Consider the following 26,011-nt stretch of genomic DNA (forward strand, 5'->3'; position numbering starts at 1 on the left):
CGCTCGCAAGGGCGGCTATCTCTGAACCGCATACAGGATAGTATAAGTATGAAAACCAAGCCGAGTTTTACCGTTAATAAGTTAAGCCTTGCCATTATCTCTGTGATTTCTGCGGCAACGTTATTAACCACAACCCCCGTATACTCGCAAGAACCCGCGCCTGTTCGTGATCCTGGTGAAGTGATTCCGATTGAACCCATTGAAGTTATTTCAGTGACAGGGCGTTTACGCAGCTCAGCATCAGAAGCAACCGAAGAGCGTCGTGAACAAATTGCTGTAGCCGATATTATGGGCTCAGAACAAATTTCAAGAACCGGTGACGGTGATGCAGCAGCAGCGCTTCGTCGTGTGACAGGTTTGACCTTAAAAGATGGTAAATTTATCTATGTTCGTGGTCTGGGTGAACGTTATTCAAGTACTTCGCTTAACGGCGCGACTGTACCCTCACCGGATCCAACCCGTAACGTAGTGCCACTGGATATGTTCCCAGCATCGATCATTGAATCGTTATCGGTGCAAAAGTCAGCGTCAGCCAATGCGCCAGCAGCATTTGGTGGCGGACATGTGGATATTCGTACTAAATCTATCCCTGCAGATTTCTTTTTTAAAGCTTCAGTAGGCGGTCGTTATAACACTAATGACTCGAATGACAGCTACACCTATAACGGTGGTGGCGATGATTGGACTGGCCAGGACGATGGCACCCGCGGTATGCCAAGCAACATTAATAATACTATTGATCAATACGGTGGCATCAGCCCGATTGATATCGTCAGTGGCTCAAATGGAGCGATTAACTACCCTGCGGCGCAACAAATTAACCGTGAGTTAGCGTTAGATATGTATCGCGACATGACGCTACAAAGTCAAAGTACTGATCCTGCCGTGCGCGGTGATATTGCCATTGGTGATCGTTGGGACATTAGCGACGACATCATTTTTGGTGCTTTGTCTGCGGTGTCGTACAAGAAACAAGCTGAAAATTACACTAAACGTGAAGTTGAACTTGATGGCGACAGCAGCCAAGTGCAAGTTGAAAACCAAAAAGATATTGTTGGCACTGATTCGATAGTGCAAGTGTCTGGCATGTTGAACTTAGGTTTAGAAATTGGCTACAACCATAAAATCGAAACCTTCACCACTTATCTTCAAGATACCTCAGATGACGTATCAACGGGTATTGAAGAAACTATCGATACCTTAGGCGAGCCTAATGCACTGCAAGTTTATGCTATTGATTACGAAGAACGTTCGTTAATCAGTAATCAAATAAAAGGTCATCATTTCATTGAATATTTGAATGACGCTGAATTTAATTGGAAGTTTTCTGATGCACGTTCTGAGCGTTATGCACCAAATGAAGTGTCGTATACCTATAACGTGATTTTAGATGCAAACAACCAGTTACTCTCTCGCAATCTTAACACTCAAGATGCACCTAAGTATGTCTACAGTCGCTTAGAAGATAACACTCAAAACTACGCCTGGGACTTTACTTACCCAATCAATTTAGATGCCACAGTGATTAAACTGACAACGGGTTATGAATATTTTGAACGCACCCGAGAAAGCTATGCAACTCGCTTAGGTTTTGATGTTGATTTAAGTCCAACAGATGTTAACGGTGGTATTTTATCCGGCGACTTTAATGATATTTTCTCTGATAAAAATATCAACGACAACACTCTAGGGCTAGAGCTAAAAGACGCGTCAACCGATACTGAAGATTACATTGCCGCCGAGAAAAACGATGCTGCGTTTGTCAGCATGGACATCGACTTTGACGATGTATGGCGAGTCTATGCTGGTCTTCGCTACGAAGACTTCCGCCGTGTGACTTTGCCTATTGACCCAAATGGACAGATTTCAGATGAAGGTGGCCGTTACGATTTGGCTGATTACGCCATCGCTGAAGATGGTTGGTTCCCGTCGTTATCATTAACCTGGAAACAAACCGACACCACTCAGTGGCGTTTAGGCGCAAGTAAAACCATAGTGCGTCCAGATCTACGTGAAGTGTCGCCAGTTCGCTTCCAAGATCCGGTTACCGATTTTGATTTCTTCGGTAATCCAGAACTTAAGAGCTCCGACATTCTAAACTTCGACTTACGTTGGGAATATTACTCAGATTCGGGTAACAATTTCAGTATGGGCGCGTTCTATAAGGATGTAGATGCACCGATTGAACCTATTCAACGTATTTCAGAAGCCGGCCGTCAGCTGAAGTTTTATAACGCCGAGTCGGGTTATGTGTATGGTCTTGAAACCGAGTTTTTACAAGAATTGGCGTTTTTGGGCAGCGAAGGCAGTATTTGGGAAGACTTCTTTGTGGCGGGGAACTTAACCCTTGGCGACTCAGAAATCAATATCGCTGCTAATGGCGAAATTGACCCAACCAACCAAACGCGTCGTATGACTGGGCATTCACAATGGGTAGCTAACTTACAATTAAGTTACGACTCATCAGACAGTTATCACAGTGCTACATTGGTATATAACGTGTTTGGCGAACGCATTGCCTACGGCGGACGTGGTGGTTTAGATGATGTATTAGAAAAGCCATTTCACAGCCTAGATTTTACCTATAGTTTCTTCCCGACAACCAGCACTACTGTGAAGTTAAAAGCGAAGAATATCTTAGGTGAAACCACGGAATACCAACAGCAAGATATTGAAGTTTATGCCAAAGATCCTGGCACTGAATTTACCTTGCAGTTTAGTTATCAATACTAATACGCGTTAGTTTTAAGACTTAGAAGAGTACTGGTTTTTAGTGATTTTTACTCATCATTTCAATCGCTAAAAATGTGCACGGCCACTTTCTTCGGAACAAAGAAAGTGGCCTTTTTAGGTTATATCGCAGCGAAACTCATATAAGTTCAGCTTATCCTCATGATGAATAGATTAACCCCAGTTTAGACATTGACACTTTTTCATTCCAAATTGGGTAGAATACAGATTCGCTCATGATTGAACTCTCGATGGAACCACCTTAATGCCCAAAGTATCATCCGTATCCATTCACCTTGAAATATGTGTTTACATAATGTTAGCGTTATCAGCCAGTGCTTGTGCTATGCCTCTAGGGCTCACTCAAGCCGGTACGATTGTGTCATCTGATATTGATGAGGCCAGTGGTTTAGCCATATCGCGACTTAATGACAAGGTATTATGGGTACATAATGATAGCGGCGATTCGGCACGATTGTTTGCGATTGACTCAAGCGGTAAGCAGCTGGCAACGGTTAACGTTGAAGGGGTAAAAAGTATCGATTGGGAAGATATAGCCTCGTTTACGTATCACAATCAGTCTTATTTACTCATCGCCGATATCGGTGATAACCAGGCGCAACGATCGCAGTATCAATTACATCTGATCAAAGAGCCTGATTTGAGTCAATTACACGGTAATAAACTACTCTCGGTCAAACCCAGTTGGAGTATGGCATTTACCTATGGAGATGGTGCTCACGATAGTGAATCTGTAGCTGTTGATGTTGCCAAGCAAAAAATACTGCTACTGACTAAACGCGATAAATTGCCGATTTTGTATGAGTTGCCATTGATCGATCCTGCTTTAGGACAAACTGAATCAAACCATTCAGCTAACAATCTAGCCGCTAATTCAACTAAACAGTTCAATAGGCAAGCTAAAAAGTTGGGCGAGATAGCGCCGTTACCATCGGCGATGCTCGATTACACCAGTATCTATACTTGGATAGGTTTTGCCGGAAAGCCTACGGCAATGGACATTTCTGCTGATGGCTTATCGGCGGTGGTATTAACCTACACTCACGCGTTCTATTTTACTCAAACAGAGCCAGGCGATTGGTTAACGCTGTTTTCTTCACCGCCACAACAGATCAATTTACCCAATATCAGACAAGCCGAAGCGGTGGGTTTTAGTCAAGATGGCCGCAGTATTTACATCACGTCTGAAAATCTACCTGCGCCATTGTATAAAGTTGATTTAAAGGCTTATCGAACTCAATTTAGGTAATTTGCACCCGCGCTGCGATGAAATCCCCTAAATTGAATAAATGTTAACCTCTAAGGTTTAACAATCACTTGGCCGAGAGCTCTTTTCTAACAATTTCAGCCCCTGCACTCAAGGCATGTAACTTACCTCTTGCGACATGATGAGGTAAGGGCGCCATGCCACAGTTGGTGCATGGATATAGTTTATCGGCATCGACATACTGAAGTGCTTTTCGGAGGGTATTGGCGACTTCCTCTGGTGTTTCAATAATATTGCTTGCTACATCTATGGCACCAACCATCACTTTTTTACCTCGAATGAGTTCAAGCAGCTCAATGGGCACATGAGAGTTGTGGCATTCTAGTGAGATAATATCGATATTAGACTGCTGTAGTTTCGGGAAAGCTTTTTCATACTGTCGCCACTCTGATCCCAGTGTTTTTTTCCAATCTGTGTTGGCTTTGATGCCATAGCCATAACAAATATGCACAGCTGTTTCGCACTTTAGTCCTTCAATGGCTCTTTCTAAACAAGCAATCCCCCAAGCATTTACCTCATCAAAAAAGACATTAAATGCTGGCTCATCAAATTGAATAATATCAACACCTGCCGCTTCTAATTCTTTGGCTTCCTGATTAAGTATTTTAGCAAATTCCCACGCTAGCTTTTCGCGACTTTTATAATGGTCATCAAAAAGCGTATCTATCATTGTCATGGGGCCTGGCAGAGCCCATTTAATGGGCTGTGTGGTTTGCTGACGTAAAAACTTGGCATCTTCAACAAAAACTGATTTTTGACGACTAACCGGGCCGACAACCGTTGGTACACTGGCATCATAGCGATCACGAATTTTAACGGTTTTACGTTTATTAAAATCAACGCCGTTAAGATGTTCAATAAACGTAGTTACAAAATGTTGGCGTGTTTGCTCACCATCACCAACAATATCAATGCCTGCGTGTTGTTGATCTTGTAATGACAAACGTAACGCGTCTTGTTTGCCCTTAATTAATTCTTCACCTTGTAGTTTCCAAGGTGACCAAAGTGTTTCGGGTTCAGCGAGCCAAGAAGGCTTAGGTAAACTGCCTGCAGTTGAAGTGGGTAGTATTCTTTTGTTAATAAGTTTTTTCATAATAAATCATGCCGTATATTGGGTGTAATTATTAAACGCAGCGATTAAACGTAATTGGCAGACCATTGCTCAAGCACCGTTTGATATGGTTTGATGAAGTGTTTTTCAGCAAACTTTCCCTGCTCATTAGCCAACTGGCTACGTTCTTCTCGATCATAAACAATTTGCGTTAATGAATGATCCTGGTTCTTTAAATTGGGTTGATAGGACTTTCCTGCAGCGGCATTCGCATTATAAATCTCTGGTCGGTAGATTTTTTGAAAGGTTCCCATGGTGCTGATGGTGCTTATAAGCTCAAGATTAGTGTAATCATTAAGTAGATCACCAAAGAAATGGAAAGCCAACGGCGCAACACTATTTGGCGGCATAAAATAACGTACCTGTAGGCCCATTTTTTTGAAATATTGCTCAGTCAAAGACGACTCGTTTGGCTGGTATTCAACACCCAATACAGGATGCTGATTTTCAGTTCTATGATAGGTTTTGTTATCTGAAACACTAAGGCAGATAACAGGCGTTTTGTTAAAATTTTGTTTGTAAGCATCTGAATTAACAAAATACTGAAACAGCTTGCCATGCAGTTCGCCAAAGTTATCTGGAATACTGAAGTTGGGCTGGTCTTTATTATGAGCCTGCAGTAATACGCTAAAATCATAATCCCGCACATAAGAGGAAAAATTATTTCCTACAATACCTTCAATGCGTTGATTAGTTTGATGATCTACAATATTCGTTTTCAATATTTCAATCGATGGGAAGGTTTTACCACTGCCTTCAATATCCATATCAACAGAAATGATTTCAAGTTCGATGGAGTAACGATCGCCTTTAGGATTATCCCAATTCGCTAAGGCATTAAAACTATTGTCAATCATCTTCAACGCGTTGCGCAAGTTTGCTTGGCGATAGCTTCCTCTGGCCAAATTAGCAAAGTTGGTGGTGATACGTGTATTGTTTGATGGATGATAATTTTCATCGAGACAAATGCTCTTAATCGTAAATGTGAAATCTTTATTCATGATGATCTGGTATCCAATTTTGTGATTTAAAAGCCGGAATGTATGTTTTGCTCTTTATCGATATGTTCTATTCGTACTGATTTTCTGAGCAAGTCGCTGTTACCGCTTTGTTTGCTTGGTGCCTGATGGCTTACTTAGGGAGCAGCTGTAATATTGTTTGGCGCTAAAAGCATGAGTTATTTATACGTGGGTCGGAACATGAAGAAAAACGGTTTTATTTCACCTGCTACATGAGCAGGATTCATGATTATAATTAAGCGTGATTACCTAGACATAGTTTGCGGTGTCGGATGACCATTTTGGATAATATGAGCATTGAATAACAGGCTATCTGACCTTGTTAGCCAGTGCTTGTTGAAGAGACTGGAGATATTTTTGTACTAAAACCTGCAACATTTTCACTATCTAACCAAACAACAGCAGCGAAAAAATGGCGACGAAAATGGATCTTGCTTTTAACTTCATTTGTAGTCAGCTTCGGTCCATCTGATTTGTAAAGAGTGAAAATTCTAACGTTTTCCATGGGGAGCTGATGTGAATGGAATCACGAATGTCGTGGCGGCATGGTCAATAATGTTCTCGACATCAAATGACATTCCCCATATCCATATGGGTCAGGTGCCAAAGAGCGACCCTGCCACCGAAAACTAGCCTGACGTCTTGTCATTCTCAAGTTTTCTTCTCTTTTATAAATAGTCTTCAATCCATTGTATTCTTATAGGTTTGAAGTTAAGAACTCTCAAAGAGGTAATCGAAAAGTTTGTCGGTTTCAGCTAATATGCTCGCAATATTTACATTACTGTTGTTTGGCTTGATATTGCTGTTTAACGTCTTCAATCAGTTTTTGCCACTGAGGATATTCAGCAAAGCTTTGTTGTAAGTCGCCCCAAGGCGTTAGCGCATCGGCCATTGAAGGCGCTTTAGATTGTGTGGTCTGGTATAAATAATAAAATGCTGACGCACGATAATTTGCTGCGCAATGGACTAGCACTGGAGCGTCGCCATTTTGCTTCATCAGGCTAAAAAACTGCTCAACATCTTCTTTTGTAGGATGCTGCCAGTCCACGCTAATATTGTGATAATTCATCCCTAGCTGAGTCACTATTTGCTGCTCATTTTTTAATGCATTTGGGTTGTCATTAGGAATGAGATTAATCACCGTTTTGATACCTGCTTGAGCGAGTTGTGCAAATTGCTGCTGTGTGGGCAAACCCGCGGTAATCACTTGTTGGTTATTAAATTTAACCGCTTTTATGTCGCCAAGTTTACTGGTGTCAATATGAGTCATGCTACCTCCTTTGTTCCTATCCGTACTGAACACTTGCGCACTAAAAAAGAAACAACAGATCAATAAGCTAGCTGACAGTACGCAATAGCGTTGCAGTATATTCATGTGAGTCCCTCAGATTGATTGAATATGTAATAACACGTTTCGAATTTCCGCTAAGCTGGTTAATCATTGATGATAGTCAAGCGTGTCGGATATGCGCAATTATCTGCAACTAATACCAGTGATAGCAATCCTTAAATTGGCAGCTAACGGGCACAGGCTATTTTTGTTGTCACTGCTGCTGAATCTCATTATTGAGCAATTGTTGTGTGAATAGTTGTATAAATTGCTAGGTATTTCAATTTGTTATTTCGCTTGAGTAACAATCCGCTCAGGGTTGGTTTTCTAATCAGTATCAAGGCTTGTTTAATGTATTTTTCATCGTTAAACACAGTGAAATAGATATCGATTGGCAAATATCATTGTCGAGTTAAAACTTGTCTATATCGACTCCAAATTGCTTAGTGTCACTATCCAGTCTACTTTTAAAGTAAGACAAGACAAAAAACTCATCAAAGGACGTGTTATGCAGACATTTACAAAGTCATTTATCTTAGTTTCTGTGCTTAGCAGTAGTGCAGTATTGGCGGATACCATTAGCATCCGAGCCGACAATTGGTTTCCCATGAATGGCCAACCCAATGCTAAGCAACCAGGTTACATGATTGAGTTAGCGACCAATATTTTTACTGCTGCAGGTCATACTGTGGATTACAAATTAATGCCTTGGGAGCGCGCTGTTGACTCAGTACGTAAGGGCGAATTTGACTGTGTGGTGGGTGCCTACAAAGATGACGCGCCAGATTTTATATATCCTCAGGTACCTTGGGGAATGGACAGTACGGTATTTTTTGTTAAAGCAGGAGGTAGCTGGACTTACACTGGACTGTCATCACTACAAGGAAATAAGATTGCGATAATTAAAGGTTATGCCTACGGTGATGAATTTGATAAATATGTGACAGAGAACCCCAGTGTGTTTGATGCCATAGGTGCCAATAATGGCCTTGAAAACAACATTAAGAAACTCCAGGCGGGAAGGGTAAATGCTGTTGCCGAATCTCCCAGTGTCATGGGAGCAAAACTTAAAGATATGGGCGTTAGTGGCATAGTTGCGGCGGGTTCTTTGGGCGAGGCGACAGAAATGTATATTGCCTGCAGTCCGGCAAAGGCAACGTCTGCTGGCTACATCAAGTTGATTGATGAGGGAACGGCAAAACTGAGGGCATCGGGCGAATTCAATAAAATATTATCATCTTATGGGATCAGTGATTGGCAGTAATTGTGTGCCACTATAGTTAGTCATTCTTCATCCATTCAGCCTTGTGCGAGCAAGATACTGAAGACAATATATCGTCACTCAAACATAGACGCTTTCGGTGAATTAAGACCATCGTCTCTCACCGAAGGCTCTTGATCTAAGACTATTGCCTAAGCTATCTATTTAACTGCTCTCCCTTGTTGTTACGTTTGATGCGACTCATCCTGCTATAAGCGATTGTACTGCGCTGATGTTCATCAAAGAGGCAGGCTATGCATGCATTCTTTTGAATGGGGTACCCCAATCAAATCCGTACCACTGTGCCTGTCAATTGTCACCCCCATGCGGATAACCTTATCCTTAGCCCATTCGGGCTAGTACGGGTTGGACGGTGTCACTTATTCATCGTAAACAGCAACCTTAGTGAGTTTGCAAAATTATACCGAGTTACCCTAGCTTGGTTTCTATTTGCGAAAATGAGCATTGTCGTTTATTGTTCAACGACTCTCCTCACCTTCGATTTTCTATATATGCGAAAGCTCGCACTTCTAATTCTTGTTTGCTCTACTCTGGAAGCTTGGGCTACGCCAGGGGTAAGAGTCGAGTATCGTGATAAGCCTCCTTACACTTATAGCGAAAGTGGTCAACCTCGCGGCTTTATTATCGATATGACCCAGGAGATCTTCCGCCGTGCTGGTGTTGCAGCAACTTATTCAGAAGTCCCGGTTAAGCGTATTTTTGCTAATATTCAGAACGACAGTGAAGCTATCTGCTCCCCCAGCTGGTATAAGCTGGCCGACCGGGAGTTATATGCAAATTTTTCTCTGGTGATCCATAAAGATAGGCCGCATATGGTGCTAGTGGCCCCCAGAGTTATCGAGCTTGTAAAACAACACCAGAGCTTAAGTTCATTGTTCGAAGATCCACGACTCAAGCTCGGCGTGGTTGCCCACGTGTCCTATGGCCCTGAGCTTGATCTGGTGATAGAGAGTAAAAGTCATTCTGTAACAGATTCGGCGCGATCCGTGGAGAGTTTGGCTAAGATGGTGTCACTCAATCATGGGGCCGACTATATGCTTATAGACAGAGAAGATTATGATTATATCAACCGAATGGGTGAAATCAGTGCCATGGGTTTGTTGCCAATGTATTATTCTGACATGCCGCCAGGACTTAATCGTTACCTTATGTGTTCCAAAAGCGTAGATGCAGAGACTATGGCTCGTCTGAATCAGGCAATACGTGAGTTGTTACCCGAACTCAACGACTGATGCATCGAGCTACCCACGGTTAAGTTTATTCACTTGGCTCATTCGTTCTGCCCCCACTTATGAGCATAGTCCCTGCTTAGTTAATCTAGTTGCATCCAATCGACTTGAACGCCAGCTTGCTCAAACATATCTTGGCTGACTTTAATCTTATCTCCCCAGCGTGACAGGTAATCCTCATTGGGTTGTGGACTATGCACGGCGCGCAATCCAGTTTGGATAATCTTGGCGGCGCAGTTTGGACAAGGGAAGTGGGTCACCCAAATCTCACAGCTACTGAGATCTCGTTTTGCATGGAGAATGGCATTTTCTTCTGCATGAAGCGTCTTTAGCAGTTTCATTTCACGGTTATCGGTTTCAGCACTATCAGATATTCCGTGAGGATAACCATTAAAGCCTAAAGAGACGATGCGATTGTTTTCGGTGATTACTGCGCCAACTCGGGTGGAGGGGTCTTTACTCCAAGATGCTACGAGCTCGGCCATTTGTAAAAAGCGTATCGCCCATTTTGTCATCATCTTATTGCTATTCCTATGCTTTATGTATCACTTTAATTGGCAGCTATTCTCTATGCAGAACAGTGATAAATCAACCTTCAACCTTCAATATTCTAATCTTGGACCCACTTATCCTTTGTTATATAAGTAGGGTCATAGTGCGCTTGTAAAGCTGAATTTAACTGCCAATTCTTTAGGTTGCGTTGACTTATTTCAATGAGAGAGCCCGAACTTACTCTTCATGGCTCAAAATAAAATTATTCACAGCTTTTGATATCAGGTCTTTTTTCATCGTAGTGCGTGCGAGAGGCTGGTTAAACCAAAAGCTCATCGGCTGATCAAAACCGATACCGTGCATATAGTTGTAAAGCGCTTTACGTAGTCCTTCGCCAAGCATGTCATGATCGGTACCTGTTGGGTCGGTGAAGTCGACATCGTTTTCAGCGAATAAGATTTCAGGACGTTCAGCAAGGGTGATGCCAAATTGCTCTGGGTTGATGCCGATAGGGCTGTGGATCGTGGCGACAAAACGGTGCCAGTAGGCGGACTGGAAACAACCTTGCTGCATCAACTGACGCACCATTTCCAATGAGTCTATGGTTTCTTGTTCGGTTTGTGTGGGAAAACCATACATTAAATAGGCATGCACCAGAATACCCGCGTCACTGAAGGCTTTAGTCACGTGGGCGACTCGTTCAACGCTCACGCCTTTTTTCATTAGTTTCAGTAGTCTGTCTGACGCCACTTCAAGGCCGCCGCTGACCGCGATACAACCAGAATCTGCCAGTAACTGGCAGCGGTCTGGGCTAAAGGTGCGCTCAAAACGGATATTGCCCCACCAACTGATCACGACCCCACGTTCTATAAGGCGTTTTGCAAACGCAAATAAGGTTTTTGGCGGTAAAGCTTCATCGACAAAATGAAAACCTGTTTGTCCGGTTTCTTCGATAAGCTCTACAATTCGGTCAACCAACACATCGGCGCCTGCGGTATCGTAGCGGTCGATGTAGTCCAAGCTAACGTCGCAGAAGCTGCATTTGCGCCAGTAACAGCCATGGGCTATGGTCAGTTTATTCCAGCGGCCATCACTCCAAATTCGGTGCATCGGGTTGAGCATTTCACACAAAGACAGGTATTCGCCCAGTGGCAGGCCGTCGTAAATCGGTGCGCCGACTTCGCTTTGCGGAATATCGTGCAGCTGATCATTCTGATTTAAGTGGACATAAGGTTGGCCATTTTCATCTTCGGCGAGAAAGTAAGTTCGCACTAACTCGTCTATCTCACGCTTACCTTCAAAGTACTCCAGCAGGGTGATTAAGGGACGTTCGCCGTCGTCTAGACAGATATAATCGACAAACTCAAATACCCTAGGGTCTTTGAGTGCGCGCAGTTCGGTATTAACAAACCCGCCGCCCATGACGATAGGGATATCAGGGTTAATGGCCTTACAGGTTTGCGCAATCCGTAACGCGCCGAGCATATTACCGGGAAACGGCACGGTTAGTGCGACTACGCTTGGTTGTGTGTCTTCCAGATACATCTCGACCAACTGCTCCAAAATTTCAGAGCTGAAACTCGGTTCGCCCATTAGGGTGTCGTAAAGGTTGTCAAAGCTTGGGTTGGCCGCTGCTAATTTCTCGCCATAACGGCTGACTTCAAAATACGGGTCAACACCTTGGGTGATGACGTTCGACAGATCATTGATAAACAGGGTGGCGAGATATTTAGCTTTATCTTGTACGCCTAAATTACCAAAGGCCGCTTGCAACACATCGCCAGATACGGCTTCCATTTGAGCAATTGCATCAAACGCTGGGCCTTCAGGTAAGAAACGGCGCGAGTTAATCCGCATCGCTAGGCTGGGGTCTTTACCCTGTAAAAAACGAATCGCGGGCTCTACGGTCAGATGGTAACGCTCAAACTCAGCCAGAAAATTGAAGATAACATCAGGCAGTTCATCGTCTTCAAAATGCTCGAAGTTTTCTTCCACGTGCTGACGAATAATCTCTAGCGCAGGCGCCGTCATCATCTCAAGAAACAGCTCAATCGCAGGATCTCGCTGCACCGCCTCATAGCCTCGTGAGCGTAAAAAACCGGTCAAATACGCTGTTGCTGGATACGGTGTATTCAGCTGAGTCATAGGTGGAGTCATTAGAAGAACGGTCATAACCTGCCTTTAAATAGTAAAACCTGAATGCTTATTGCGAAGCAGAATAATGGCAGCAAACACTGCGGCCACAACATAATAATGAATTCTAACAAATGGCCTGTAAAAAAGCCCCGTAAATTAGATAATGGTTGATTGAGCATCAGCTCTTTAATTCATCAGGATTGACTCTGTGCAGCATCACTCAAGGATGAATAGTCGTCAGTGTCAACTTTATAGTTTGCGAATCATGCGATTAGGATACTGAGGCTTGCCGATAAAGTGTTCGAGTCAGATGGACTCAATCTTCATCTGACCCTTTTTAAGGTGTTAGCGTTAATTAAGAATAGGGCGTAAATAGCCTGCGCCAAGTTGTTTCATTTGTCGTTCAACCCAGACGACTCTCTGGCGAAGGTAAGGGGTTAAATTATTGGGATCGCGTTTACGAGGGCTTGGTAGTAGCACTGCCAGCCGCGCGGCTTCATTACTGCTGAGATAGCGTGCCGATTTATGAAAGTAATGCTGGCTGGCTGCTTCTACGCCGTAAATTCCTTTGCCAAACTCAGCCACGTTTACATACACTTCTAAGATACGTTTTTTACCCCAAATCACCTCAAGGCTCAAGGCTAAACCCGCTTCCAGACCTTTACGAATAAAGCTTCGCCCCGGCCATAGCAAAAGGTTTTTGGCCGTTTGTTGGGTTATAGTGCTAGCCCCGCGAAGTCCTTCGCCATCGTCTGACTGGTTAAGGGCTTTACTGATAGCAGTGAAATCGACACCGAAGTGCTCTGGAAAACGCTGATCTTCTGAGGCAACCATCGCCAGCGCTATTTGCGACGGCAACTTATCAATGCTGACCCAGTGCTGGGTAACTGGATAAGGGCTTTGCAGCATAAATGACGTAGTCGGTGGTGGAACAAATCGTAGCAGCAATAATAATAGCGTCAGTAATAGCAACAACCGCCACATGACAAACCATGTCCAACCGAAAAAACCTCGTTTACGATCTGCCATTCACTGCCTCTTGTTATCATTAGCCTTTGGGGCTGTGTCGTTTTCGACGTGCAAGAGTATAGGATATTAACCATCAATACCAAATGCTAATCAATGTCGTGCAGATTATATATCTAAAAGGCAGATTATCTGGTCTCCGAGTACAGATTGGATTAAGCCACAATAGTAAGCCATGGCATAAAAATGTGTTCTTATGACAACCTCATCAAGCTGGAGGATTTGCTAAAATAGTACGGATGTCGGCTAAACTCGTTTGCCATTGTTGGTAATCAAGCCTAATAGGATAGGCGTTGTTAGCAGCCATCAATACTAACGAGGGGAATCCTTGAATAGGCAGTTGGCGGGCAAGGTTAATTTCTGTGATTAATTGCTCTTCTGTTTCACTGGCGTTTAGTTGCTGGTTAAAAAGATCTGCCGGGATGCCTAATTGAGTGGCGATAGATGTTAAGGTGCCAATATCAGATGGATTGCGCACGTGCAGGTAATAAGCCTGTTGGATTGAGTTGATCATTTGCTGCTCAAGTCCATATTGGCGTGCAACAATAGTGGTTCTGCAGGCTAGATAAGTTGATCGTCTAGGTTGGCAGTGCTGCCAAAAGTCGTGATTAAATTGAGTCCCCAATTGTTGAGCTATCTTGTACCAAGTTTGTTGGAGCATTTGCTGCATGGCTTGCGGCATAGGCAGTTCAGAATCGGGTGCTAAACCGCCAACTAAGTATTTTATTGTCAGTTGTTGGTTAAATTGCTGCAGCAGTTGGGCTTGGAGGGTGTCCCATGTTGGGCGATATCCCCAACACCAGCTGCACATAGGGTCGTGCACATAATAGAGTGTTGTATCTGACATTATGGTTCTCTTTATTAATTGCTTTGCAGCCTAGCAACTCAATCTATCTTGAATACAGTAGATACTAATATTGTCATATTAGTTCGCTATTTTAGTCATATTCATTGCGTAAGATAATTTTAACAAACAATGCATTACAGCATTACTACACGGAGGTACTAAAATGACAGGGCAAAAAAGTATAACACTGGGCATTATTTCTATTTTAACCAGTACGTTATGGGTCTCAGGCTGTAACAGTAACGACAATAATGACACGGCTTCAGCAGTGGTAGATAAAAGTGTTGTCGCGCAAGTCGGCCCTAGGCCGTTATTTTTAGTCGATCAAATGCAAGACAGTGAATTAAAAACTCAATTAGCCCAATGCGAGACTGGACCATTTTACCGCACTGACTTTGCCATTGGCCATCGTGGTGCCTCGATGCAATTTCCTGAGCACACCAAAGAATCTTATCAAGCGGCTATTGATTCCGGTGCTGGTATTGTTGAGTGTGACGTCACTTTTACAGCCGACAAAGCGCTGGTATGTCGCCATTCACAGTGCGACTTAGCAACGACGACGAATATTCTCGCAATCCCTGAGCTTGCCAATAAATGTTCGGTGCCGTTTTCACCTGCCGATGCCGCTAATGGCGTGAGTGCCTCAGCAACCTGTTGTACAAGTGATATTACGCTGGCTGAATTTAAAACCTTAAAAGGTAAAATGGATGGCTTTAATCCTAAGGCCACCACGGTTGCAGAGTTTATTGATGGTACACCAAACTGGCGCACCGATTTATATGCGGGTAATGGCACCTTAATGACCCATGCTGAGAGTATAGCCTTGTTTAAAGCCGCAGGCGTAAAGATGACCCCTGAGCTTAAATCGGCCAGTGTGAGCATGCCTTATGATGGATTTACTCAGCAAGATTACGCCCAAAAAATGCTAGATGAATATGCCGCCGCAGGTGTCGATGCATCACAGGTATTCCCGCAGTCATTTAATTTAGACGATGTAAAATATTGGATAGCCAATGCGCCAGAGTTTGCCGAGCAGGCGGTTTACCTTGATGGACGTGATGAGCAGGCTGGATTTGATCCGCAAAACAGCGCGACTTGGTCACCGAGTATGGATGCCTTAGCCGCTGATGGCGTGAAAATTATCGCGCCACCTTTATGGATGTTAGTCACCTTAGATAATAATAAGGCCATCATACCTTCTGAATATGCCAACGCGGCTAATGCAGCAGGCTTAAAAATTATCGCATGGTCTCTTGAGCGTTCCGGCCCACTGAGTCAAGGTGGGGGCGGTTGGTATTATCAAAGCATTGCTGATGCGATAGATAACGAAGGCGACACTTTTGAGTTATTAGATGTACTGGCTAAAGATGTTGGTGTTATTGGTGTGTTTTCCGATTGGCCTGCAACGGTAACTTATTATGCAAATTGCATGAATATGTAATGCTTAACAGCATGCTTATCCCGCGTTTAAATGGGGTAAACAGGATTGACTTAATAAGGTGCCAACATTGTTGGCACCTTTTTTATTCTATTCACTATACTCGTTATGGTGCGGTATTAATCACTCACGGTTCGATTAGCGATACACAATGGGCAATGATCATTGCCTAGGTTACGTGTCGAAGCATTATTGAAGTGACTGAAATAGTAAATAAATTCAATCTACAACCATGTTGTTAGCCTTTAGTCTATATAGGCAGTATTGGATGACAGTGGTAGTGTTACAGCACAATAATACTGATAACAATATAAAAAATAAGGATATTGCAGGATGAAATTAACCAAACGTTTTTGCATGATTGGCGCAGCTGCTGCGCTGTCTATTAGTACCGCTGTTATGGCTGCGCCGACATTTATTAACATCCTCACAGGCGGAACCAGTGGTGTGTATTATCCTATTGGAGTTGCACTTTCACAACTCTATAGCAAGGGTATTGAGGGCTCTAAAACTTCTGTTCAAGCGACTAAAGCTTCTGTTGAAAATCTTAACTTATTACAAGCTGGACGAGGTGAGTTAGCCCTTGCATTAGGTGATTCTGTGTCTGCAGCATGGGCTGGTGATGCTGACGCTGGCTTTAACAAACCACTGGATAAGTTACGTGTGATTGCGGCAACCTATCCAAACTTTATTCAAATTGTCGCCAATAAAGACGCTGGGATTAATAGCCTTGCAGATTTAAAAGGTAAACGCATTTCTGTCGGCGCGCCTAAATCAGGTACTGAGCTAAATGCACGCGCTATTTTCAGCGCTGCCGGCTTAAGCTATGACGATATGGCTAAAGTCGAGTTTTTGCCTTATGCCGAATCTGTTGAGTTGATTAAAAACCGTCAATTGGATGCGACGTTGCAATCATCTGGCCTAGGTATGGCAGCCATTCGAGATTTAGCAGCAACAATGGCGATTAACTTTGTTGAGATCCCTGCTGATGTGGTGGCTAAAATCAATAATCCTGCTTACCAAGTCGGAGTGATTACAGCCAATACTTATGAAGGTCAAACGGAAGATGTCAGTACCGTGGCGATTCAGAATTTACTTGTAAGCCACAGTAAGGTCTCTGATGAAATTGCTTATCAAATGACTAAGTTGATGTTTGAAAACCTTGACCGTTTAGGCACAGCGCACTCTGCGGCGAAAGACATAAGCTTAGAAACGGCTACTAAAAACTTACCCATCCCATTACATCCAGGTGCTGAACGTTACTACAAAGAAGTGAATGCACTGTAATCTTATGCTTCTTTTTGTGAGCGCTTGCTTAACCTTAAGCAAGCGCTTAGTTGTTTTTTAGACACACCGATTTTAGCTGTAGTAAGTGTAGAGGCGTACCATGAGTGATTCATCCAATAACCAGACTACTATGTCTGAACATGGCTTAAGTGCAGATACCCGCGATTGGCCAAAAGCATTGTTTTTTGTGGCGCTGATTTTTTCAATTTTTCAAATTACCACAGCTGCATTTCATCCGGTTTCAACCCAAGTATTACGCGCAGTGCACGTGGGTTTTTTATTATTAGTGGTGTTTATCAGTTACCCCGGTATGGGCAAGAGTCAGCCATGGCAACCTTTGGCCTGGCTACTCGGTTTAGCGGGTATGGCAACTGCTGTGTATCAATGGGTGTTTGAAGCAGACTTAATTCAACGCTCTGGTGACTTAACCCAAAATGACATGATAATTGGTGTGGTATTAGTTGCGTTAGTGTTTGAAGCGGCAAGGCGAGTGATGGGTATTGCACTGCCTATTATCTGTGGTTTGTTTTTAGCTTATGGTTTGTTTGGCGAATATTTACCGGGTGAATTAATGCACCGGGGCTATGGTTTTGACCAAATAGTTAACCAGTTGGCCTTTGGTACAGAAGGCTTATATGGCACACCAACCTATGTTTCAGCGACTTATATTTTCTTATTTATTTTGTTCGGTGCCTTTTTAGAACAAGCCGGAATGATCCGTTTATTCACCGATTTTGCCATGGGCTTATTTGGTCACAAAGTCGGTGGGCCAGCAAAGGTGTCTGTGGTGTCATCGGCACTCATGGGCACCATTACCGGGTCGGGGGTTGCTAATGTTGTCACCACTGGACAGTTTACTATTCCGCTTATGAAACGCTTTGGCTATCGTTCAGCTTTTGCCGGCGGGGTCGAGGCCACGTCCAGTATGGGTAGCCAAATTATGCCGCCGATTATGGGCGCTGTGGCTTTTATTATGGCCGAAACCATTAACGTGCAATTTATTGAAATTGCTAAAGCGGCGATGATCCCTGCGGTATTGTACTTTTGCTCAGTATTTTGGATGGTGCATTTAGAGGCCAAACGCGCCAATTTATCTGGCTTACCCAAAGATCAATGTCCTGATCCATGGGCGGCGATTAAGTTACGTTGGTACTTACTCATTCCGTTATTTATTTTGATTGGCTTGTTGTTCTCTGGGCGTACGCCACTGTTTTCAGGCATGGTAGGTTTAGCACTGACCGCCATTGTGATTTTAGGTTCGGCGATAATTTTAAATGTATCATCTGCTGTGATGCGTTTTGCTTTTTGGATAGCACTCGGCGTGTTATGTGCTGGCTTCTTTCAATTGGGCATAGGGGTGATGTTTGGCATCATTGCCATACTGATGGTGATGTGTTGGTTTGTTAAAGGCGGCAAAGAAACCTTAACATTATGTTTACATGCATTGGTTGAAGGTGCCCGTCATGCCGTGCCTGTAGGTATTGCCTGTGCGCTGGTGGGGGTGATTATTGGTATCGTCTCACTTACGGGTATAGCCTCTACTTTTGCTGGATATATCTTGGCGGTGGGCCAAGATAATCTGTTTTTATCGTTAGTATTGACCATGGTAACTTGTCTTATTTTAGGCATGGGGATCCCCACGATTCCTAATTACATTATTACCAGTTCAATAGCTGCTCCAGCATTACTCGACTTAGGTGTGCCGTTAATTGTGTCGCACATGTTTGTGTTTTATTTTGGCATTATGGCTGACCTGACTCCACCGGTTGCGCTAGCGTGTTTCGCGGCCGCGCCAATAGCAAAAGAGAAAGGCTTAAAAATCAGTTTGTGGGCTATTCGTATTGCGATTGCTGGGTTTATTATTCCTTTTATGGCGGTATACGACCCCGCGTTAATGCTCCAAAGTGGCGGTGTGCTAGAGACTATTTTTGTAGTGCTTAAAGCAACCGTTGCTATTGGTATTTGGGGGGTGATTTTTACTGGCTACTTATTACAAAACCTTTATTGGTGGGAACGTATTTTAGGCTTTGTTGCTGGTGGCTGTTTGATTTTAGCGACGCCATTAAGTGATGAATTAGGCTTTGGTTTAGCTCTGGCATTTATTTTACATCACGTATGGCGCGCTCGTAAGCTCAAACGTTTAGCCCAGGACGAATAATGCTAGGGTTATGTTTAGGGCTAGCTGGCACTATTTGGGCGCAAGTGCCGGCTGAACAAATGACTCTGTCTTGGACGCACACGATTGAAAAAATTCGTTGGGCCGAAGATTATCGTTTAACGAATCAAGGTTTTATTTTAGAACAAGCCAGGGTAAAAGGCAGTGGTGCAGGGATGGAAATTCCTGCCGATGCGGTGTTAAAAGATGGCAATTGGCACTACAAACCCAATTTACCTATTTTGCCAATCCTAAAGTTAGGCCGAACTCCAGAAGCGGGGGATTATCAGTTATGTGTTTCATCGGCTCAGGCTGGGCAACAATGCCACCCAATGAGTTATTGGGTCGGTGAGCCTACCACTAAACAGCCCTCCATTGAGCTATGGGGCTGTGATATACCTGTATGAGTTTGGTGTGTTAACCATGCCGATAAGATGTATTAGACATAAAAAAAGCTGAATCAATTGATTCAGCTTTTTTATTGAATTTTTTACCACGACTTACTTTGCAAACGCATCTTGTAGTGCAGGTACAACTTGTTTTTTACGGCTTAATACGCCGTCTAACCACACGCGGCCATCAACGGTAGGCTTACCGTAAGCACGCTCGGTTAAGTCTGCTGAATCAGAAACCACTAACATTTCTGAACCTTCTTTCATGATATCGGTTAGCAGTAATAATACGCTGTGACGATTGCCTTCGACTTTCAATTTAGCTATATCAGCTTCTAAATCAGCTTTGATGTCGTCAAATACAGACAAGTCGATCACTTCTAATTGGCCAATACCAACTAAGTTACCGTTCATGTTGAAGTCTTTAAAATCGCGCATAACTAGGTCACGTGCTGGCGTGCCTTCAACTGCTGATTTTACTTTAAACATGTCCATGCCGACTTCTTTAAAGTCTTCAACACCCGCTATTTCAGCTAATGCTTCGACACAACGAATGTCTGCAGTGGTACAGGTTGGTGATTTGAAAATGACAGTGTCACTTAAAATGGCGCACATCATGATGCCAGCGATGTTTGCTGGAATTTTTACTTGGTAAAAATCGTACATCATTTTGATCACTGTGTTGCTACAACCCACTGGGCGAATCCAACATTCTAGCGGAGTAGAAGTGGTGAGATCGCCTAATTTGTGGTGATCAACAATACCGACGATAGTTGCTTGAGCAATATCATCTGGTGCTTGAGTAATTTCTGAATGGTCAACAATGTAGACTTCTTCACCAGCATAGCTGGTTTTGTATTCAGGTGCTTCAAAACCAAATTTCTCTAAAATAAATGCGGTTTCTGGTGATAACTCACCTAAACGGGCAGCAATAGCTGGTTCACCGATTTGGTTTTTTAAATATGCTAATGCGATTGCACCACAAATTGAATCTGAATCAGGGATCTTGTGACCCACTACATACATTGCCATTGAAACACTCTCCTATAAAGTTACCATGATTTTAACAAGGATTAATCCTGATAGCATTAAAAAATACCACTTGAGTTGTTTAGCGCATCACCGGAGTATTTTTACTAATGATTTGAGTCATCCATTAATAAAAAGCCCCGAGCTAAGAGTCTCAAGGCCTATTGTATTCTATAACCTAAAATAGCATATATGAACTTAGCTATCTTTTATGTAAGGCCATTAAATTCGAACTTTAATGACTACTTTGCGGACTTTCTGTGGGGTTGCGCTCGTACCAGGCATATGAATGTCACCAGGGAAAAATAGCGCAAACATCCCCGCCTTTAGCGGAATAAATGCTGCGTCATCTTGGTTCGATTGAAAATCGAATTCGGCGTAATCATGCTTATCAAAATATGGCTTAGAAGGGGTTTGATTGGCTAAAGGTAAATAGCCAAACTCTTCTTCACCGCTAACCACATATTGCACATCAATATATTGACGATGAACTTCAAATGGCTCTGTTTCTTTGGGTTTAGTTTCATAATCATTAATGATAACGAAAATATCTTTGCCTTCGATTGGGTAGTTTCCTACCTCAAGTTGGCTAAAGTCGGTCTCGGCAAGATGGGCTAAGGCTTTGGCTAATCTCGGGCTGAGTGACGTATATAAGTGACGGTTAGTTAAAGTATCAACAATCATAAAAATTCCGTAAGATAATAATCACAAAAACATCATAGCGTGTTAGCGTTAAAGCATACAGTTTTAGCAAGATATCAGCATTACAAATATAAGAAGGATTGTACATTGTCTGCATTACGTTTACTTGCTGGACCAACTGCTTACGAACAACTTGAAGCGAACGGCTTGCAACAATCATTATTTACCCAGATTTTTGCTGCTTCAGGCGGGCCTAAATGGTTGGCGATAGCGGGCTTAGATAAATATTTATTTAGTGAGTTTTTTAAACAACGCCAAGATCCACTCTATACCATGGGCGCCTCGTCGGGCGCATGGCGCTTATCTTGTATGGCACAACAAGATCCCTTAGCGGCTTATGAAAGATTAGAACATTTTTATATCCATCAAGATTACCAAAAAAAACCAACGCGTGAACAAGTCAGTGCCCAAGTATTGCACATTGTGGATGGTATTCTGGGTGAGCAGCAAGGTGCTGATATTATTGCTAATCCGTTAATTCGTCATCATATGGTGGCGTGCCGCGCTCGGCATTTAAATCGCATTCAGGCCAAGTTTGGCTTAATGATTGGGCTGTCGATGGCGGCTGTGAGTAATGTGGTTAATCGTAAAAGCTTAGGTTGGCATTTTGAGCGGGTAATTCTGAGCCATAAAGATGATGCATCACCTTTTAGGCGCTTAAAAGATTTGCCGACTAAGCATGTTGAATTAACTCAAGACAATATTCGTCATGGACTATTGGCCAGTGGATCGATCCCGTTGCTGCTTGATCCGGTTAAAGACCTGCAAGGATCGCCAAAAGGCCATTATTACGATGGCGGCATTACCGATTACCATTTTGATATGCCATTACCCGCAGCAACTGGCTTGAGTTTATATCCGCACTTTTATCCTTATATGAGCCCCGGCTGGTTTGATAAATCCCTTTTATGGCGCAAAGCCAAAGCCAATTACCACAATGGCTTAATTTTAGCACCGAGTAAGCAATTTATTGCCAGTTTACCCTTTAGTAAAATTCCAGACCGTGAAGATTTTAAGCATTTAGATACCCCAACTCGTATTGCTTATTGGCAGCAAAGTGTACAACAAAGTCAAATATTAGCGGATGAATTTGCCGAGATAGTCGCCTCTGGCACGATAATGGATCGTATTGAACGTTTGTAAAGTGGCCACTCTCTGAGTGTTTTTTGTGCTGTTTGTGAAAGATAGTCTTATTGAACTAGGTCTATTGAAATAAGACCAAGTGTAAATGGCTGGTGCCGTCGGTAATAAGCATTATTTACACTGCTTAAGTTGTTGAAATATTAACCACTGCTACACTTGTCTTATTGATTTGACTTTAGTTCAGTAACTTCACCTATGGTGTAGGAGGCTGTTATGCAAACAAAAGAAGTGGCATTACTTATCCAAGATGGAGTGTTATTGCCAGGTGGTCGACTTGAAATTCGAGTGGTGACACCGAGCGATTTACGCATGGTTGCCGATGTACTCAAAGGCCACTATGGCTTAGCATTCGCGCCATTGAAACTCAATAGTGAGCCGCCTTGTTACATTGCCGTTACCCAATGTAATATCATTGATTTCAACCAGTTAGATGATGGCTCTTTAAGCATTATTATTGAAGGTTTACAGCGGCTTAAAATATTATCTGCAGCAAAAAAACGCGACGGTTGCTGGATAGCCCGCGCGCTTCCTTGCGCTAATTGGGATCATGAACCCATTGCGGGCGAGTTTGAAATTATCAGTGCCGCACTGGACCAATTTTATCAAGTGAATCCAGATTTACTGGAATTGTATTCACAAACTCATTTAGAAGATGCTACTTGGGTTAGTCAGCGTTGGTTAGAAGTCTTACCTATGTATAATCGCGATAAGTTGATTCTTGTCGAGCAACCTAACTGCCATAAAACCATGGATTTTGTCCTGCAGTTGCTTAAATCGCATGTGGATGTATGACGCATGACGTGGCTGATTGAGATAGTGATAATCAAGATACAATCTGGGCCTAGCCTGATAAGATAGCGTTATCATTTTGCCATTTGTTATCTTCATATAGCCAAGTTATTTATGCCTAATTCAGCAAACTATAGCAAGAGTCACACTCAATCAGCCTCCAAAACAGCAACCGCCGCCATTGCCGCTCAACCTTCGTATATTGTGTTACCACGCGCGACTGAGTTAGCGGGCAAGCAATACCAAACTGTGTTGGAGTTTTTGGTCGATCATTTTCAGCAAATCGATGTCAGTGTATGGCAACAGCGGATTAACGATGGCAAAGTGCATTGGCTAAATGGTGAATTAATTACCGCTGACAGTGCTTATCAAGCAACTGCGCGGGTATATTATTACCGTGAAGTGTTAGCTGAAACGCAAGTGCCGTTTGCAGAGCAAGTACTGTATCAAGACAGTCATACCATTATCGTCTACAAGCCGCATTTTTTACCTGTAACGCCAGGTGGTAATTACGTTAACGAATGCCTAGTACATCGATTACGTATTGCGACACAAATTGACACTGTTGCACCCGCTCATCGGCTCGATAAGGACACCGCAGGGGTGATGTTAATGACACTCAATCCACAAACTCGGCATGCTTATCATCAATTGTTTTTAGATGGCAACATCACTAAAAACTATCAGGCCATTGCAAAGATAACCCCGCAATTATTGACTCAATTAGCTGATAATAGCTGTGCATTACCTATCCACTGGACGGTGAAAAATCGTATCGCCCCAGCTAACCCAAGCTTTACTATGCAGGTGATTGAAGGTGAGGCCAATAGCCATTCTGAAATCAGCTTAGTGGCAGTAAAAGGTGATTTAGGATTATTTGAGTTAAGCCCAATCACTGGCAAAACTCATCAATTACGAGTACATATGCTGAGTCTAGGCATGCCTATCATCAATGATCGCTTTTATCCGGTGTTACAACCTAAAGGGCCGGATAATTTTGATAAACCATTACAGTTATTGGCTAAACGCTTGCGTTTTATTGATCCTGTCAGTGGTATTGAACAAGATTTCCAGTGCCAAGGTTTAGCTTTTTAGTCCATTTTTAACGACTAAAAAAACCGCCATCAATATGTTGATGGCGGTTTTAGGTTTGATACTCGTCTTTTACACTAGAGATTTATGCGACTTTATTCTGCTTTAGCGTGCTTAATCCCTTTGCTGTTTTTCATTGGGTCGCCATCATAACCAAGGGCTTGCCAGTTTAAACGTTGGCCTTTGTTATGGCAGTCATTACACTGTAATGCTTTATCTTTTGGTGACACCATATGGTTGATACGCCACCACATTTCGGTTTCAACAAAACCATGTTTACCGCTGTACTTAAGTCCTTTTTCTACCATGGTTGGGTTTGCTTCCATACCCAGTTTGGCCGCTAAGTCCCAATCAAAGTCAGTCCAGTAACCACCTTTACCGTATGTTTTAGGGGTCAGCAATATGTTGAGTTCGGTGTCGTATATTTGCTTACCTGTATGCACTTTAAATGGATAGATTTTAGCTTTAGGGTCTTTTATATCACCTAATGGAAAAGCTAATTTTACCACTGTAGTTGGATCAATTTTGTCGCCCGCCATGTAGGCATCTGCGTGACCGTTAAACCAAGCGTATTGTGGTGGAACGTCTTTTTGCCAAATAAAGCTGCCTTTCTTTTTCATAAAGGTGTGCTTGCCATATTGGTCTGTAGTTTCAGGAAGATCTTGTCCTGCCTTTGACCAGTCCCAACGCATTTTAGTGGGTTCATTTTTAGCAAATGACGGTATATGACAGGTCTGACACGCTACTGTTGCAGTATGTGTATTAAGCTTTTTATTTTTGTGAGGCGCGGCATCATGGCAGTTTTCACAGCCAATTTTGTTTTCACCACCAGGTGATACGCCCATAGCGTTACCGCTGATTTGATGATTTTCAGTGACGTGACAAGTTTGGCACTGGAAGTCATTACCGTCGGTGTCCATGTGGACATCGGTTGCCTTGTCTGGGTAAGCCATCGATGAGTCTAAATCACCATGTTTAACGGCATCACCACCGCCGCCGTAGAAGTGGCAACTGCCACAATTATCACGCACGGGCGCACCCACATTCTGTGCTACGTTCGTTAAATTGACTTTGGCTAACGGTTCACCTGCACCAGCTGGATCTTTAATGTACGTCCCTGTTGTGTCATGACATACCAAGCAATCGACTTTGGTCATGTCTTTAAAATCAAATGTAGAATCTTTCCAACCATAACCCGCATGGCAACTGGTACAACGTGGTTCATTGCCAGAGATCGACACACAAAAGTTGTTGATGCTATTTTTCTTGCCTCTTTTAACAGTGCGACCTGGCAGTTTTTGTTCTAACTCCCAAGTCCAGTGGGAAGATTTCATAAACTCTTCGGCATGTTCTTGATGGCAGGTTAAGCATTGTGTTGTCACCTCGGTGCCGCTGGTAAAAGGCCCTTGTAACGCCTCTTTGTGGTTAAAGGCAGCCTGTGCACTACTGCTTAATAACAGTAATACAGCCAGTGCTGATAATAGTTTCATGGTG

The 26,011-nt window shown here is 43.1% G+C and carries 21 protein-coding genes; 11 read left to right on the forward strand and 10 right to left on the reverse strand.

Translation table 11 applies throughout. The annotated features are described in order from the left end of the window. The first annotated feature begins 48 nt into the window (after nucleotides 1-48). Nucleotides 49-2,733 carry a TonB-dependent receptor domain-containing protein gene (locus tag H5185_RS02110; protein WP_124015170.1) on the forward strand — a complete coding sequence of 895 codons (2,685 nt, stop codon included), beginning with the start codon at nucleotides 49-51 and terminating at the stop codon, nucleotides 2,731-2,733. Nucleotides 2,734-2,995: 262 nt separating this feature from the next. After that, entirely contained in the window at nucleotides 2,996-4,000 is a 1,005-nt protein-coding gene (locus tag H5185_RS02115; protein ID WP_220494392.1) for a hypothetical protein, read from the forward strand. A gap of 64 nt (nucleotides 4,001-4,064) precedes the next feature. Here the strand turns inward: H5185_RS02115 and H5185_RS02120 are convergent, their stop codons facing one another. From H5185_RS02120 to H5185_RS02130, 3 genes are all read right to left on the reverse strand, one after another. Continuing rightward, nucleotides 4,065-5,111 (reverse strand): methionine synthase, encoded by a 1,047-nt coding sequence (locus H5185_RS02120; RefSeq protein ID WP_182741216.1) that lies wholly within the window; start codon nucleotides 5,109-5,111, stop codon nucleotides 4,065-4,067. A gap of 44 nt (nucleotides 5,112-5,155) precedes the next feature. Continuing rightward, entirely contained in the window at nucleotides 5,156-6,130 is a 975-nt protein-coding gene (locus H5185_RS02125) for a DUF1852 domain-containing protein (protein ID WP_182741217.1), read from the reverse strand. A 796-nt stretch (nucleotides 6,131-6,926) separates the two neighbouring features. Then, nucleotides 6,927-7,418, reverse strand: a complete 492-nt coding sequence (locus H5185_RS02130) for a protein tyrosine phosphatase family protein (protein ID WP_259395242.1) — start codon at nucleotides 7,416-7,418, stop codon at nucleotides 6,927-6,929. A gap of 568 nt (nucleotides 7,419-7,986) precedes the next feature. Between H5185_RS02130 and H5185_RS02135 the strand changes: the two genes are divergently transcribed. After that, nucleotides 7,987-8,742 (forward strand): ABC transporter substrate-binding protein, encoded by a 756-nt coding sequence (locus tag H5185_RS02135; RefSeq protein ID WP_124015163.1) that lies wholly within the window; start codon nucleotides 7,987-7,989, stop codon nucleotides 8,740-8,742. Between the two features lie 455 nt (nucleotides 8,743-9,197). After that, a complete protein-coding gene (locus tag H5185_RS02140) occupies nucleotides 9,198-9,992 on the forward strand; it encodes an ABC transporter substrate-binding protein (RefSeq protein ID WP_182741219.1) in 795 nt (264 codons plus the stop codon). An 80-nt stretch (nucleotides 9,993-10,072) separates the two neighbouring features. On the opposite strand, the gene H5185_RS02145 is transcribed toward H5185_RS02140, so the two are convergent. From H5185_RS02145 to H5185_RS02160, 4 genes are all read right to left on the reverse strand, one after another. After that, nucleotides 10,073-10,507, reverse strand: coding sequence for a dCMP deaminase family protein (locus H5185_RS02145; RefSeq protein ID WP_124015161.1), 435 nt, complete (start codon nucleotides 10,505-10,507; stop codon nucleotides 10,073-10,075). A gap of 211 nt (nucleotides 10,508-10,718) precedes the next feature. Beyond that, nucleotides 10,719-12,653: a radical SAM protein gene (locus tag H5185_RS02150; RefSeq protein ID WP_182741220.1), complete on the reverse strand. Its 1,935-nt coding sequence runs from the start codon at nucleotides 12,651-12,653 to the stop codon at nucleotides 10,719-10,721. Between the two features lie 315 nt (nucleotides 12,654-12,968). Beyond that, on the reverse strand, nucleotides 12,969-13,646 hold the full coding sequence (gene mtgA / locus H5185_RS02155) for a monofunctional biosynthetic peptidoglycan transglycosylase (protein ID WP_182741221.1): 678 nt from the start codon (nucleotides 13,644-13,646) through the stop codon (nucleotides 12,969-12,971). A gap of 205 nt (nucleotides 13,647-13,851) precedes the next feature. Next, entirely contained in the window at nucleotides 13,852-14,490 is a 639-nt protein-coding gene (locus H5185_RS02160) for a DsbA family protein (protein WP_182741222.1), read from the reverse strand. A gap of 163 nt (nucleotides 14,491-14,653) precedes the next feature. Between H5185_RS02160 and H5185_RS02165 the strand changes: the two genes are divergently transcribed. The 4 genes from H5185_RS02165 (at nucleotide 14,654) to H5185_RS02180 (ending at nucleotide 19,777) form a co-directional block, all read left to right on the forward strand. Beyond that, nucleotides 14,654-15,931, forward strand: coding sequence for a glycerophosphodiester phosphodiesterase family protein (locus tag H5185_RS02165; RefSeq protein ID WP_182741223.1), 1,278 nt, complete (start codon nucleotides 14,654-14,656; stop codon nucleotides 15,929-15,931). A 330-nt stretch (nucleotides 15,932-16,261) separates the two neighbouring features. Beyond that, nucleotides 16,262-17,215, forward strand: coding sequence for a TAXI family TRAP transporter solute-binding subunit (locus H5185_RS02170; RefSeq protein ID WP_124015156.1), 954 nt, complete (start codon nucleotides 16,262-16,264; stop codon nucleotides 17,213-17,215). 100 nt (nucleotides 17,216-17,315) lie between these two features. After that, the gene (locus H5185_RS02175; RefSeq protein ID WP_404948440.1) at nucleotides 17,316-19,373 is read left to right on the forward strand and encodes a TRAP transporter permease; all 2,058 of its coding nucleotides are present in this window, start codon (nucleotides 17,316-17,318) and stop codon (nucleotides 19,371-19,373) included. Continuing rightward, nucleotides 19,373-19,777 carry a DUF1850 domain-containing protein gene (locus H5185_RS02180; protein WP_182741224.1) on the forward strand — a complete coding sequence of 135 codons (405 nt, stop codon included), beginning with the start codon at nucleotides 19,373-19,375 and terminating at the stop codon, nucleotides 19,775-19,777. Before H5185_RS02175 ends, H5185_RS02180 begins: the two co-directional genes overlap by 1 nt. 93 nt (nucleotides 19,778-19,870) lie before the next feature. Here H5185_RS02180 and H5185_RS02185 read toward each other — a convergent pair whose 3' ends face one another. Both H5185_RS02185 and H5185_RS02190 read right to left on the reverse strand, forming a co-directional pair. Further along, the gene (locus H5185_RS02185) at nucleotides 19,871-20,794 is read right to left on the reverse strand and encodes a manganese-dependent inorganic pyrophosphatase (RefSeq protein ID WP_182696772.1); all 924 of its coding nucleotides are present in this window, start codon (nucleotides 20,792-20,794) and stop codon (nucleotides 19,871-19,873) included. 219 nt (nucleotides 20,795-21,013) lie between these two features. Then, nucleotides 21,014-21,475, reverse strand: coding sequence for a YhcH/YjgK/YiaL family protein (locus tag H5185_RS02190; RefSeq protein WP_182696771.1), 462 nt, complete (start codon nucleotides 21,473-21,475; stop codon nucleotides 21,014-21,016). 105 nt (nucleotides 21,476-21,580) lie between these two features. On the opposite strand from H5185_RS02190, the gene H5185_RS02195 reads away from it, so the two are divergent. The 3 genes from H5185_RS02195 (at nucleotide 21,581) to H5185_RS02205 (ending at nucleotide 24,520) form a co-directional block, all read left to right on the forward strand. Further along, nucleotides 21,581-22,636: an alpha/beta hydrolase gene (locus H5185_RS02195; protein ID WP_182741225.1), complete on the forward strand. Its 1,056-nt coding sequence runs from the start codon at nucleotides 21,581-21,583 to the stop codon at nucleotides 22,634-22,636. A gap of 213 nt (nucleotides 22,637-22,849) precedes the next feature. Beyond that, a complete protein-coding gene (locus H5185_RS02200; RefSeq protein WP_124015151.1) occupies nucleotides 22,850-23,428 on the forward strand; it encodes an LON peptidase substrate-binding domain-containing protein in 579 nt (192 codons plus the stop codon). 111 nt (nucleotides 23,429-23,539) lie between these two features. Next, nucleotides 23,540-24,520, forward strand: coding sequence for a pseudouridine synthase (locus tag H5185_RS02205; RefSeq protein WP_182722403.1), 981 nt, complete (start codon nucleotides 23,540-23,542; stop codon nucleotides 24,518-24,520). 92 nt (nucleotides 24,521-24,612) lie between these two features. On the opposite strand, the gene H5185_RS02210 is transcribed toward H5185_RS02205, so the two are convergent. Further along, complete coding sequence (locus H5185_RS02210; protein WP_182696768.1) at nucleotides 24,613-26,007, reverse strand: tetrathionate reductase family octaheme c-type cytochrome; 1,395 nt, start codon at nucleotides 26,005-26,007, stop codon at nucleotides 24,613-24,615. Nucleotides 26,008-26,011 lie beyond the last annotated feature (4 nt).

This window comes from Shewanella sp. SG44-6, assembly GCF_014164185.1.
In the GTDB taxonomy this organism is placed as follows: Bacteria; Pseudomonadota; Gammaproteobacteria; order Enterobacterales; family Shewanellaceae; genus Shewanella; species Shewanella vesiculosa.